Annotated in this window: 13 protein-coding genes and 1 tRNA gene; 7 read left to right on the top strand and 7 right to left on the bottom strand. The window is 57.6% G+C overall.

Annotated elements, in window-relative coordinates:
* Positions 1 to 11: 11 nt before the first annotated feature.
* Entirely contained in the window at positions 12 to 494 is a 483-nt protein-coding gene (locus ARC85_RS12670) for a hypothetical protein (RefSeq protein ID WP_014421807.1), read from the bottom strand.
* Between the two features lie 114 nt (positions 495 to 608).
* Here ARC85_RS12670 and ARC85_RS12665 point away from each other — a divergent pair, with 114 nt between their 5' ends.
* Positions 609 to 1,898, top strand: coding sequence for a M18 family aminopeptidase (locus ARC85_RS12665; protein WP_286714958.1), 1,290 nt, complete (start codon positions 609 to 611; stop codon positions 1,896 to 1,898).
* Positions 1,899 to 1,949: 51 nt separating this feature from the next.
* Here ARC85_RS12665 and ARC85_RS12660 read toward each other — a convergent pair.
* Positions 1,950 to 2,025, bottom strand: a tRNA-Asn gene (locus ARC85_RS12660).
* 73 nt (positions 2,026 to 2,098) lie between these two features.
* On the opposite strand from ARC85_RS12660, the gene ARC85_RS12655 reads away from it, so the two are divergent.
* Positions 2,099 to 3,064 carry a YheT family hydrolase gene (locus tag ARC85_RS12655; RefSeq protein ID WP_286714957.1) on the top strand — a complete coding sequence of 322 codons (966 nt, stop codon included), beginning with the start codon at positions 2,099 to 2,101 and terminating at the stop codon, positions 3,062 to 3,064.
* A 4-nt stretch (positions 3,065 to 3,068) separates the two neighbouring features.
* Here ARC85_RS12655 and ARC85_RS12650 read toward each other — a convergent pair whose 3' ends face one another.
* Positions 3,069 to 3,710 (bottom strand): arylesterase, encoded by a 642-nt coding sequence (locus ARC85_RS12650; RefSeq protein ID WP_286714956.1) that lies wholly within the window; start codon positions 3,708 to 3,710, stop codon positions 3,069 to 3,071.
* 61 nt (positions 3,711 to 3,771) lie between these two features.
* On the opposite strand from ARC85_RS12650, the gene ARC85_RS12645 reads away from it, so the two are divergent.
* Positions 3,772 to 4,491, top strand: a complete 720-nt coding sequence (locus ARC85_RS12645) for an ABC transporter ATP-binding protein (RefSeq protein WP_153741117.1) — start codon at positions 3,772 to 3,774, stop codon at positions 4,489 to 4,491.
* A complete protein-coding gene (locus ARC85_RS12640) occupies positions 4,491 to 6,977 on the top strand; it encodes an ABC transporter permease (RefSeq protein WP_153741072.1) in 2,487 nt (828 codons plus the stop codon). Before ARC85_RS12645 ends, ARC85_RS12640 begins: the two co-directional genes overlap by 1 nt.
* A gap of 7 nt (positions 6,978 to 6,984) precedes the next feature.
* Here ARC85_RS12640 and ARC85_RS12635 read toward each other — a convergent pair whose 3' ends face one another.
* The 4 genes from ARC85_RS12635 to ARC85_RS12620 form a co-directional block, all read right to left on the bottom strand.
* On the bottom strand, positions 6,985 to 7,755 hold the full coding sequence (locus tag ARC85_RS12635; protein ID WP_011784557.1) for a substrate-binding periplasmic protein: 771 nt from the start codon (positions 7,753 to 7,755) through the stop codon (positions 6,985 to 6,987).
* Between the two features lie 174 nt (positions 7,756 to 7,929).
* Positions 7,930 to 9,117, bottom strand: a complete 1,188-nt coding sequence (locus ARC85_RS12630) for an iron-containing alcohol dehydrogenase (protein ID WP_286714955.1) — start codon at positions 9,115 to 9,117, stop codon at positions 7,930 to 7,932.
* Complete coding sequence (locus tag ARC85_RS12625) at positions 9,117 to 9,662, bottom strand: hypothetical protein (RefSeq protein ID WP_031209808.1); 546 nt, start codon at positions 9,660 to 9,662, stop codon at positions 9,117 to 9,119. The genes ARC85_RS12630 and ARC85_RS12625 overlap by 1 nt, the downstream gene beginning before the upstream one ends.
* A gap of 159 nt (positions 9,663 to 9,821) precedes the next feature.
* Positions 9,822 to 11,096 (bottom strand): M48 family metalloprotease, encoded by a 1,275-nt coding sequence (locus tag ARC85_RS12620; protein ID WP_273031559.1) that lies wholly within the window; start codon positions 11,094 to 11,096, stop codon positions 9,822 to 9,824.
* Positions 11,097 to 11,264: 168 nt separating this feature from the next.
* Here ARC85_RS12620 and ARC85_RS12615 point away from each other — a divergent pair, with 168 nt between their 5' ends.
* The 3 genes from ARC85_RS12615 to ARC85_RS12605 are packed head-to-tail and all read left to right on the top strand — an operon-like array spanning position 11,265 to position 12,925.
* Positions 11,265 to 12,005: a DUF599 domain-containing protein gene (locus ARC85_RS12615; protein WP_014421798.1), complete on the top strand. Its 741-nt coding sequence runs from the start codon at positions 11,265 to 11,267 to the stop codon at positions 12,003 to 12,005.
* Positions 12,006 to 12,023: 18 nt separating this feature from the next.
* On the top strand, positions 12,024 to 12,494 hold the full coding sequence (locus ARC85_RS12610; protein ID WP_011784562.1) for a PaaI family thioesterase: 471 nt from the start codon (positions 12,024 to 12,026) through the stop codon (positions 12,492 to 12,494).
* Positions 12,491 to 12,925, top strand: a complete 435-nt coding sequence (locus ARC85_RS12605) for a PaaI family thioesterase (protein ID WP_286714954.1) — start codon at positions 12,491 to 12,493, stop codon at positions 12,923 to 12,925. The genes ARC85_RS12610 and ARC85_RS12605 overlap by 4 nt, the downstream gene beginning before the upstream one ends.
* The last annotated feature ends 61 nt before the right edge of the window (positions 12,926 to 12,986 follow it).

Here is a 12,986-nt window from a genome sequence, read left to right as displayed (position 1 = left end):
GGGGCCGGACCTCAATCCTCCAGGTAGCCTTCCTCACGGGCCAGCAACAGCAGGGAATATACGCCGTTTTCCGGCAGCTGCGGTTCAAGCCCTTCATCAAAGAGCAACTGCCGGCGGCGGTCTTCCAGTGCTTCGCTGTCCAGGCCGGTAATCAGCTCGGAAATGGGGGCGATTTCAAACGGGGCCTCCTGGCGAACGGCACTGAAGATCAGGTCTATCAGGATTTCGTCCGGATCCAGTCCATCCACGTATACGGTCTGGTCCGGCAGATCCTCGTGCAGCTCCCTGGCCAGTTCCAGCAGGGGTACCCCCTGTTCTTCCAGATACAGCAGGTCTACATCGCCCAGGTCGCCATCTTCGGGCAACCAGGCATCCTCCGGTGCAATTACCACGGTTTTCATCTGGCCGTCTGCAAGGGACCAGGCGATGGCCGTGGGAAACAGGGCGTCGTCGGTCTGGCAGTATTCGATATCCAGAAAGCGGGGTAGTGACACAGTGAACTCCGGAATCTTCGGTGAGTGCTTATGGCGGTGCGCAGCGTACCCGGTAGGAGCCGGCGCGGCTTCATGCCATACTGTAGCCGCCATTATCATGCAATCAGGAAGATCATGGAACACACTGAATTCAATAAAGACTTGATTGAGTTTTTGAATGCCTCGCCGACTCCGTGGCATGCGGTCAATACCATGAAAACGCGTCTTGAAGCAGCGGGATTTCAACCGCTGGACGAGCGCGAAGAATGGTCGTTGCAGCCAGGGCAGGGCTACTACGTAACCCGTAATGGCTCGTCTATTGTTGCCTTTCGTACCGGCACCAAGGATGTGGTCAGTTCCGGCATCCGGATGGTGGGAGCCCATACCGACAGCCCCTGCCTGAAGGCCAAACCGAACCCTGAGATTCGCCGCAAGGGCTTTTTCCAGTTGGGTGTGGAAGTGTATGGGGGCGTATTGCTGAACCCCTGGTTTGACCGGGATCTTTCTTTGGCCGGCCGTGTGACGGTATTGGACGACAACGGCAAAGTACGGGACACCCTGGTGAATTTCCGCAAGCCGGTGGCGATCATTCCGAGCCTGGCCATCCATCTGGACCGGGAGGCGAACAGCAGTCGCACCGTTAATGCCCAGACTGATCTTCCGCCGGTGGTTATGCAGGTGCCGGAAACCGATACCACCACCTTTGCCGAGTTGCTGAAACAGCAGATTGCCAAAGAATCCGGACTACAGACCAGCAAGATTCTGGGCTATGAACTGAGTTTCTACGATGCCCAGGGTGCGGCTCTGGTGGGGTTGCGTGAAGAGTTCCTGGCCTCCGCACGGCTCGATAACCTGCTCAGCTGTTACATCGGCTTGCAGGCCTTGCTGGAAACCTCCGGTGATGAGCCGGCACTGCTGGTGTGTAACGACCACGAGGAAGTGGGCAGCATGTCCGCCGAGGGCGCCCAGGGGCCGTTCCTGACAGCGGTGCTGGATCGCTGGTGTGGTGCCGGGAAAACCCGTGCCATTGCCCGTTCCATGATGATTTCTGCGGATAACGCCCACGGTATCCATCCAAACTACATGGACCGTCATGATGAGAATCATGGGCCATTGTTGAATCAGGGGCCGGTCATCAAGGTAAACCACAATCAGCGTTACGCCACCAACAGCCGTTCCGCCGCCCTTTATCGTCACATCAGCGATGAATTGGGTTTGCCGCACCAGACGTTTGTGGTGCGCAGTGACATGGGGTGTGGCAGCACGATCGGGCCGTTGACTGCGGGAAATCTGGGCGTGACCACGCTGGATATCGGCGTGCCTCAGTTTGCCATGCACTCGATTCGTGAAATGATCGGTACACGGGATGGCTATACACTGTTCCAGGTGTTGCGGGAGTTCATGCAGCGGGCCGAGGTTTTCTGAGGCCCAAAAGAAAAGACCGCTGATGTTTGATCAGCGGCCTTTCGGAATAAGTGGCTCCCCGAGCTGGGCTCGAACCAGCGACAAACGGATTAACAGTCCGTTGCTCTACCAACTGAGCTATCGGGGAACAGCATCAATGTGGCGCGCATATTAAGTACTTTGATCAGGTTCGTCAACCCCCTGAAATGAAAGGTCAAAATTTGCACAAAGCTAAGCTCGAACCCTATCGTCCGCCGGTGTGGTTGCGTAATGGCCACATCCAGTCGGTGTGGCCGACCCTGTTCCGGAAAGTGACTCTGCCGGAACCGGAAACCGACATACTCGCCACCGACGATGACGACGAACTGCATCTGGACTGGTATCGCCAGGGCAGTGACCGTCTGGCGGTGATATCCCACGGGCTGGAAGGCCACAGCCGTAGGCCCTACGTGCTGGGTCTGGCCAGGGCATTGATGGCCGACGGCTGGGATGTGCTGGCATGGAACTTTCGGTCCTGCGGCGGGGTGATGAACCAACAGCCGCGCTTCTATCACAGTGGCGCCACTTCGGATCTGCATGCCGTCGTCAGTCACGCGCTGGGGCGGCGGTATCAGAACCTCTTCCTGTCAGGTTTCAGTATGGGAGGGAATCTCACGCTGCTGTACCTGGGCGAGCAGGGCGAGCGTGTGGACAGCCGTATCAGTGGTGCGGTGACCTACTCAGTGCCTCTGGATCTGGCGGGCAGCGCGGACGTGCTCGCACTGCCCAGCCGGCGTATCTACATGCAGCGATTTTTAACCGATCTACAGGTCAAAATGCGGGAAAAAGCTGAAAAATTCCCTGACCTGATAGACGTTAGCGGTTTTGAAAATATCCGGAGTTTTCACGAATTCGATAATCGTTACACGGCACCACTGCATGGATTCCAGGACGCGGCCGACTATTGGGCCCGGTGTTCTGCTCTGTTTCGGTTGAGTGATATCCGGGTGCCAGCTCTGGTAGTGAATGCAGCAGATGACCCGTTCCTTTCGGCCCGCTGTTTTCCGGACAGTCGCCGGGTATTGGGACATTACGTCCAGATGGAAATCCCGAAGTGGGGCGGGCATGTGGGGTTTGTCCAGCATGCCCGGGATGGTTACTACTGGTCTGAGCGCCGGGCCCTGGGATTCGTACGCCAGGTGATCTGAATGGCTAGCTGCTGGCCTGGTTGTTCAGCAGCGGTTCCAGCTTCGGCCAGATGTTTTCCAGCAGCCGAGGTTGCGCCTCTTCCGTCGGATGAATGCCATCGCCCTGCATCAACCCGTCCTGATCGTAGATACCGTCCAGGAAGAAGGGAACCAGAACCGTATTGTAGCGGTCTGACAGGGTCGGAAAGATATCGGCGAACATGGTGGTGTAGCGCTGGCCGTAGTTAGGCGGGATCTGCATGCCCACCAGCAAAGGCGTGGCGCCGGTATCGCGTACCTGCTCGATCATATTGGCCAGATTGGATTCAATCACATTGGGTGGGAACCCCCGCAGGCCGTCATTGCCGCCGAGCTCAATGATTACAATCGTGGGATCGTGGGTTTCCAGCAGACCTGGCAGGCGCCGCAGGCCACCGTCGGTGGTTTCGCCGCCGATACTGGCATTCACCACGGTCCAGTCCAGATCCTGGCTCTCGATGCGATCCCGCAGCAGCTCTACCCACGCGGTTTCCGAGGGTACGCCATAGGCGGAACTCAGGCTGTCGCCCAGTACCAGCACCGTGTTCTGGTTGGCCAGAACAGGCAGGGCGATAAGAAGCAGGGCCGAGAGTGCGATTGATCTGACGTACAGCGATATCGTATGCATAGTAAATTCATATACCCTTTACAGATTCAACAATACAGACAACGGAGCAACCGTGAACCAGATGACGGATCTCAGTAAAACCGATAGCAGCCCGATGTTGCGGGTGTCTGATCTGACCCATCGGGTCAGCCTGGAAACCGATACGCTCACGATCTTGCAGGGGGTCAGTCTGGAAATCAATCGGGGAGAGTCCGTAGCCATTGTCGGTCGGTCTGGTTCCGGTAAAACCACGCTGCTTGGGTTGCTTGCTGGCCTGGACACGCCCACCGAAGGTACCGTAGAGCTGGATGGCTCGGTAATCAGCAAGCTGAGTGAAGACGAGCGTGCCAAGCTCCGGGCCCGTCGGGTCGGGTTTGTGTTCCAGTCGTTCCAGTTGCTGCCGGCGTTAACCGCGCTGGAAAATGTGATGTTGCCGCTGGAATTGGCCGGCATGGAAGCGCCGGAGCAGCGTGCCAGAGAGCTGCTTGAACGGGTCGGCTTGGGTGAACGGCTGAGCCATACCCCTCGTCAGTTGTCCGGTGGCGAGCAGCAGCGGGTCGCGATTGCGCGTGCCTTTGCATCCGACCCCGCCATTCTGTTTGCCGATGAGCCCACGGGCAATCTGGATAACCGGACCGGGCAGGCGGTGTCTGACCTGCTGATGGATCTGAACCGGGAGCAGGGCACTACACTGGTGATGGTTACCCATGATGAACACCTTGCCGAACGTTGTGGCCGGCAGCTGCACATCGAGGCGGGCATGCTGACTGAGCCGGATCTGGCCGGGGAGCCGGCACACTGATGGGAGCCTCAAAAAAACTCATGTCCGTGAGCCGTGACTGGCGCGAACGCGACGTTCGTGTGGTGCTGGTTGCGCTGATTATTGCTGTTGCCACCGTGGCCACGATTGCGCTGTTCGCCAGTCAGCTGCAGCGAACCCTGGTATCGTCTGCCAGTTCTTTTCTGGCGGCAGATCGGCAACTGGAAGCCGAGAACGGCCGTCCGATCCCACAGGAATGGTTAGAGAATGCCCAGTCCCGAGGCCTGGAAACCGGGCGCATGGTGGAGTTCTCCACCATGGTCTTCGGAGAAAGCAGGTTTCAGCTGGTCTCGGTCAAAGCCGTGAGCGACGAATATCCGTTGCGCGGCGAAATCGAGATCCAGCCCGGTGCTGAAGAGCCGAGACAGATTGTCAGTCAGGGCCCCGGCCCCGGCCAGGTGTGGGTGAATCCACGGTTGCTGCGTCTGCTCGAACTGGACATCGGCGATACTCTGGAAGTCGGCAATCTGAAGCTGGAAATTACTCGCTTGCTGATCCGCGAGCCGGATGGCGGCTTCCGGCTGTCATCATTGGCGCCACGGGTGATGATGCATGTGGACGATGTTGCCGGCACCGGTGTGGTCCAGGAAGGTAGCCGGGTGGAATACGTCTACCTGTTTGCCGGCGACGAAGGTGTGCTTGACGACTACTACCAGTGGCTGGAACCACAGCTGGGGCCCAGTCACGAGTGGGAAGGGGTCAGAGACGGTGAAACCTTCTCGCGCTCCCTGGAGCGGGCTGAACGCTTCCTGCTGCTGGGTGGCAGTCTTGCGGTGTTGCTGGCGGCGGTAGCCGTGGCGGTGGCCAGCCGGCAATACGCTCTATCCCAGAGGGACACGGTGGCATTGCTGAAAACCCTTGGATTATCCAGTCGTGGCATTGGTGAACTGTACCTGCGCCGCCTCACTCTGTGGGGTGTTGTTGGCGTGTTGGGTGGTCTGGCAGTGGCGTTACCATTGTTCTGGCTGTTGGTGCGTTTGCTGAGCGACCTGCTGGAACGGCCCGTTGATTTCTACCTGGATCCTTCCGCGTTAACGCCCTCCCTGTTAACGGCACTGGTTTCTCTATTCGCATTTGCCTATCCGCCCATTCGCCGCCTGCGTAATGTTCCCGCCATGCGGGTATTACGCTCCCAGCCCGGCGAAACCGGCCGGGAAGCCATTCCGGATATCCTGCTGGCGGTGGTCGCCGTGTTTGGGTTGGTATGGATGTACGCCGGCGAGCTGATGCTGGTGGCCGCACTTTTGGGCGGGCTGGTACTGCTGCTGGGTGTGCTCGGTCTGCTGGGGTGGGGCATGGTCGCCCTCTTGCGCAGAGTGAAGGGTGGCGGCAACTCCTGGCGCCTGGCCCTGGTGGGCTTATATCGGCACCGACGTGCCAGCATGGCGCAGATGGCGGTTTTTGCCATGACGCTTATGCTGGCTGCTACGCTGGTGTTGGTGCGTTCCTCCCTGCTGGACGACTGGCAGGCCCAGCTGCCGGACGACGCGCCAAACCATTTCCTGATCAACATTGCCCCGGATGCGGTGGATGATGTTGAGGAATTCTGGGCCACTCGCGGCGCGCCCCTGGAGACGCTTTATCCGATGGTTCGCGGTCGCCTGACCGAACTGAACGGCGAGCCGGTGAAAGAAGCGGTCAGCAAGGATGAGCGGGTTGGTGCGCTGAACCGGGAGCTGAATCTGACCTGGATGCCGGAGCTGCCGGAAGACAACCGGATTGTGGATGGCCAGTGGTTCGGGCCGGGCGAAACCGAGGGGGTTTCGGTAGAAGCTGAGCTGGCGGAGAAACTCGGTTTGCAGCTGGGTGATCGGCTGACCTTCACCATCGGCTCCAGCAAGGTGACCGAGCCGGTAACGAGTATTCGTACCGTGCAGTGGGACAGCATGAAACCCAATTTCTACATGGCCTTCCCGCCCGATGGCGGTCTGACTGACATGCCCGCCACCTGGATTACCGCGTTCTATCTGAACCCGGACAATAAACTGGCTCTTAACGACTTCTCGCGCCAGTTCCCGACGGTCTCGGTGCTGGAGATAGACCATATCATTGATCGCATCCAGCAGATTGTGCAGCAGGTAACTCAGGCCATTGAGGCAATCCTGGCGCTGATTCTCGCGGCCGCCCTGGTGGTGATGGCAGCGGTTGTCAGTGCCACCCTGCGGGATCGTCAGAGGGAGGGGGCGTTGCTGCGAACCCTGGGCGGCCAGCAGTCGTTGTTGGCACGCAGTACCATGCTGGAATTCGCACTGTTGGGGTTCTTTGCCGGCACGCTCGGTGTGATTGCGGCGGAAGGGGCGGTATATGCGCTTCAGGCCGGAATGTTCGAGGGCACTTTCCGCTGGCACTGGCAGGTGATGCTGCCAGTACCGCTGATTGCAGCCATTCTGTTGGCGTTGTTCGGCCGCTGGCAATTACGACCAGTGCTTAGCGTATCGCCGATGCTACTGCTTCGTCGCCTCGAGTGATCGGGTTTTAGCGATAGTTTGAGAGAATGGCGTCGAGTTCGCCATTCTCCTGGATATTTGCCAGCTCCTGGTTGAAGGCCTCGGCAAACGCTTTCCAGTCTTTACGCAGCATGATCCGGAAGCCGAACTGGCTGATTCCTTCCACAGAAGAGCGAAAGTGCTCGGTCAGTCCTTCGTTCCTGAGAATCCATTGCCCGACCAACCGATCCGCAAGCGCTGCGTGAAACTGCTCGCCATGCAGCACAAAGGTGAAAATCTCCCGATCTCTGGAGACGTCAAATCGCTTAATGCGATGATCTTTGAAATAGGGCTCGAGAAAGGGATAGTAGTATCCCAGTGGCGTGACAATCGTCTTGCCGTAGAGGTCTGCGGGGTGTTTGTATTCAAGCTCAGAGCTCTTCGGGAAGAAGAATACTTCCTCCACGTGAACGACCGGGTCGGTAAACAGGAACTTCTCCGGCTCTTCCGTCCACTCTATGGCCCTTGGCGTGCCGTCAATGTAGCCGTCGGCAAGCATAGGGTCTACCCGTTTTCTGGGGATTTTTACCGGTTCCACGTCGTAGCCCAGGCGGGGGACAATCAGGTTTACCACGTCCCACATAATACCGGAGGGCTTGCTGCCATCAACGATCAGATAAGGTGGGTACCCGTTAGGAGAGATGTTGAAGCGGAACACCCGCTCCTGATTGTCCACTTCGGCAGCGGCATTGCCACTGAAAGTGGTTAGCAGGCTCAACAGGATCGCGGTAAAGGAGAGCTTGAAAAGGAGTTTCTTCATGGCGGAACTCTGGATAGGACAGGCCCATACGCTGGTTAGATCGATACCCGGCCAACTCCCTGCCAGAATGCCCGCTAAATATTACCTTCTTACTATTTTATTTCAATCATTGTGAATCTGACTTTAGGCTAACCCCGGCCAGAGAGGGCCGGGGCGAGATATGCCTCCGAGGTATCAGGCCCAGGCGCGACGAAGCACCGCCATGGCATCTTCGTGGCTCACTTCCCGGGGGTTGAACATGATCGAGCCGTCGTCCAGGGCCAGCTTGGCAATGCTTTCCAGCTGATTTTCCAGTACTTTGCCGGTTTCTTTCAACGTCCGGGGCAGTTCGCAGCGCTTGTAGAGGGCATCCCGCAGTTTTCGAATGGCTGAAATACTGGCCTCGGCACGTCGGCTCGCAGGGGTGGCGGAGTAGACGTCCGGACCTTCCAGGTACAGCAGCAACTCGCCCAAAGGCTCCCGAATGCTCTCAAGGTTGAACTCAAGCACATAGGGCAGGTACAGGCTCATGCACAGTCCGTGGGGCAGGTGGCAGATGGCTCCGGTAGCATGTCCCAGAGAGTGGACCAGGCCCACCATGGAGTTGGAAAAGGCAATGCCCGCCATGGTTGACCCCTGAGCCAGTTCCAGTCGGCCATCACTGTCTTTCGGATTATCCATGACTGAAAGCAGGGATTGGCTCACCTTCTTGACTGCTGCCGTGGCGTACGCGTCGCTCAGGGGGTTTTTGGCCATGCAGGTGAACGCTTCCGTAGCATGGGTGAGCGCGTCCATAGCGGTGGCCGCCGTAATGTGGGGCGGCAGGGTCAGGGTCATACGCGGGTCGATGATGGCGGCGTTAGGCAGCAGGAATGATGAGGTAAACGGAAGTTTTACGCCTTTTTTCTCATCGGTGATGACCGCCACCGAGGTTACCTCGGAACCGGTACCCGCCGTGGTGGGCACAACAAAGAACGGCTTGAGCGGGTGCTTGAGAACACCGGCGCCACTGTATTTGGCGATATTATCGCCGCCTTCGGATACCAGAATATTGACCGCCTTGCCGGTATCAATGGCGGAGCCGCCGCCCACCGCAATGATCGAGTCGCATTTTTCCTTGCGGTAAACGCTGGCAATGTCTTTCACCACCGACGTGGAGGAATCCGGTGGCACATCATCGTAAATGGATACAATCTCCAGCCCGCTTTCTTCGCAGGCGGCAATCACCGGCTCGAGCAAGCCGGCCGCGCGCACCCCTTTATCCGTGACAATCATAGGCCGTTTGGCTGCCAGGCCAGTCAGTTCATAGGGAATGTGTTCCAGCGCGGCTTTACCGGCAATCACTTTTACCGGGCAGAAGAACTCGTAGTATTTGTTGGTCATTATGCTCTCACTGTCTCGACGAATTGGGTGGCGACTTTCAGATAAATGCGGGCGGCACTGATGAGTTTTTCAGGCAGTTTGATGCTTGCCGGATATTCTTTGACCGCCCTTTCGGCAATTAGTCGGGGCAGGATGAATGATTCCAGTCGGTTGAGAACCCGGGTCATCCGCACCGCGTAACTCACATCCCCATCCACCAGCATGCGGTCGTTGGCAAAGGCAACGGAGGTCTTCTCCTGAAACGACAGTACCAGGAAGGCATGGGCGATATGCTTGAACTGGATCGAGAGGTCAACGGGGCGTGGAGCTTCATCCCCGTGGAAGAGCAATTTACCGTTGCCGGTGTGCTCAACGATGAGTTTTGGCCCGTTGGGCATAACCTGCATCTCGAACAGGAAGCCCTCCGGCAGTTCGCAGGTTTCGTTTCGGGTGGCTTCATCCACCTCGCTGATTGCCTGCAGTGCGCGCCCCATCACCTGGAACATCAGCTCAACATAGCTGCGTCGTGCGTGGGACATCATTGGCTGAAGTCGTTTTACGATCATGGTCGCCATCCGATTGTTGTTGGTTAATCTGATTTTTAGAGTTATTGCTCTAGAAGTCAATGCAATCGTTGACGCGGTTTTTGTGTCAAGTCAGCAAATGCGACAACCATAAAAAAACCGGGCGTATTGGCGCCCGGCTTTTTTTGAAACTGCAAAGAGCTATTCGTTGAGTTCGGCCAGCTTGCGCTGAGCTTCAGCCCCCACATCACCACCGGCCTCAGCGGCCGTGGAGTAATAGGCTACTGCCTCCCTGCGTTGGCCCTGTTGCCGCGCGATATCACCTAGTCGGAGATAGGCAATGGAAGTGGGTACCACCTGATTGGCTTTCTCCAGATGGCTTTTTGCCTTGCCAAGGTTGTTCAGCTCCAGTTCGTTCAAACCGCTGTACAGCTGATACTGGAACATCTCCGGATAGAGTGACACGGCCTTGTCGAAATCGGCTTTGGCCTTCTCCGGTTGTTCCATGCCCCGATAGATTCGGCCGCGCAGCGCAAAGAACATGGCTTCTCGCGGTTCCAGCTTGATGGCCTTGTTTACCTGATCGAGAGCCGCTTCATACTTGCCTTCTGAGGCCAGCTTCATGGCTTCATCGTGAGCATCGTAGGCTGGCTGAAGTTCCTTGAGCTTGGCGATACGGCGCTGGTAAACGTCCCGGCCGCGATAACCGCCGGCACCGATCTTCTGAACCAGCTCCTGGTTTTCCTGAACCCGCTTGGCAGAGGGAGGGTGAGTGGCGAACAGGCCATCCAGCCATCCGCTCTGGCGGCCTTCCGATAGCTTCAGAAACAGCTGTTGGAGCTCTACGGCGGCTTGTGGATCATAGCCGGCTTCTTTCATGTATCGGATACCGTAGGCATCGGATTCCAGTTCGTCTCCCTGGCTGTACTGGGCCAGCGCCAGCTGTGCACCCAGAGCTGCACCACCCATGATCAACCCGGCCCATTCATTATCGGAAAGGGCGAAGCCCAGTCCGGCCACCCCGGCGCTGATCAACATGCCCTGCTGCATCCGCTGCACGCTGTGGCGGGCTGCTGCATGAACAATCTCGTGGCCCAGCACCGATGCCAACTGGGCTTCATCCTCCAGCTCCACCAGCAGGCCGCGGTTGATGGCGATCTTGCCGCCGGGCAGGGCCCAGGCATTGGGCACGCTGTTATTGAGCACGACAAATTCATAAGGAAGGTCTGGCCGGTCACTCACGCGCGCCAGCCTCTGGCCCACATCACGCACATAAATGGAAAGCTCCGGGTCGATGTAGAAGCGGCCGCCCTGGGTCTGTTGTGTGGGTGTGTACTGTTCCGCCCCCAGCGCCAGCTCCTGGTTCTCTGAAATCAGAGACAGCTGCTTCTCTCCGGTTACCGGGTTCACAGAGCATCCACCCAGCCCAGTCAGTGTGAGGGCGATTGCCGCTATTGCTATATATCTGGTCAACATTCCGGGTCTCACTTATGTCTCCTTAACGTTGGGGTAAGTTTATAGCACAGACCGGTTTCCGACGTCGGCACCGCCCGACAGACAGTGGTCGGCGCGCTCCCCTTGGCGTATCATAACGAAAGTTTTCGCCCTATTTACCTCCCCAATCCAGGCTTTTTTAACCACCCAATGAGCTACTATCTGGAATTTCTGGCACTGATCTGGTTTTTTGTCTGCTGGGGAGGGTACACCTGGTATTCGCGCAATCGCGCCAATTCTCGCTCGTGTCTGTCGAACACCCTGGATTTATACCGCGAAGACTGGATGCGGGTCATGCTCAAGCGTGAAAACCGTATTTCAGACGCCTCGGTTGTCGGTAACCTGGAACGCAACGGAGCGTTTTTTGCGTCCAGCTGTCTGCTGATTCTCGCCGGTATTATCACCGCCCTTGGCTACACCAGCGAGGCTATGGAAATTTTTGCCACCATGCCATTTTCCGCCGTGCCCAGTCGTGAAATCTGGGAATTGCGATTGGTGGTGTTGCTGGTGGTCTTTATTTACGCGTTTTTCAAGTTCACCTGGTCCATGAGAATGTACAATTTCGTGGCCGTCATGATTGGCAGTGCGCCGCTGCCAGACGACAGCAAGACCAGTCCAGCAGCGCGAGAGGCCTTTGCCCGCAGCGCCGGCAACATCTGTAACCTGGCCGGCGACGCCTTTAACCTTGGCTTGCGTTCTTACTACTATGCCCTGGCTGTGGTGGCCTGGTTCATTCATCCGGTGGCCTTTATGGCTGCCTCAACCCTGGTGGTGTACGTACTCTACCGCCGGGAATTCCACTCAGATGCATTATCCGCCCTGCGCGACGGCAAGGTCTTCGAAGAAGCCATACCCGCCCGTGCCGATGCGGACGTAAAATCCAAGAACTGATCTGCAGGACAGTCCTGAATGAATGATGAAACCCGAATAAACCGGGTTAACCGGTTTATCAGTACGCTCAACCAGGCAAGGGAACTGGGGCTGAACGCAACGGAGGCGGGTGAAGGCTATCTGGTTATGGAGCTGCCTTACAGCGACAGGATTATTGGCAACCCGGACACCGGCGTTATCCATGGTGGCGCTATCACCACCCTGATGGACACAGCCTCCGGCTCGGTGATGATCTGTGGTCTGGATGAATTCGAGCTTTGTCCGACCCTGGATCTCAGAGTGGATTACATGCGCCCGGCGGAGCCCCGGAAGCCGGTGTACGCCAGGGCAGAGACCTACAAGATCACCCGTAACATCATCTTTACGCGCTGCGAGGCCTATCAGGAGGGGGGTGAAACCATCGCCAATTGCGTGGGCACCTTCATGCGCATTGGCAAAGAAGCCACGCCGAAATCCTATCGCGACCTGATCACCGGAGGTGAAGAATGACCGACCCGGAAATTCTGCGCTACACCCAGGAAACCGGCGACTTCTCACGCATGATGGAGAGTATCCCTTACGCCAGCTGGATTGGCCTGCAGTGTGACCGTTTCGGGGATGACCTGATCTTCCGCCTGCCCGCAAAGCAAGAGAACATGGGCAATCCGATCCTGCCGGCTATTCATGGCGGTGTGATTGGTGGTTTTATGGAAATGTCTGCGGCTATTTACCTGATTATGTCCCAGGACGCCTTCCGCATGCCCCGAATTGTCGATTTCTCCCTCGACTATCTTCGGGCTGGCCTGAACCGGGAAACCTACGCCGAGTGCCGGCTTACCCGCCAGGGTAACCGGGTGGCGAACGTGATGATTTCCGCATGGCAGAAGTCTCGTTCCCAGCCCATCGCCACCGCCCGTGCCCACTTCCTGCTTGAAGACTGATTTTGCGTGCTCGCCGGGGTTGAAATACCCCGGCCAACCCCCACTCTCTTGCTCATAAAAC

The organism is Marinobacter sp. tcs-11, from assembly GCF_002049515.1.
Lineage (GTDB): Bacteria > Pseudomonadota > Gammaproteobacteria > Pseudomonadales > Oleiphilaceae > Marinobacter > Marinobacter nauticus.
This window is presented reverse-complemented; position numbering and strand designations above follow the sequence as displayed.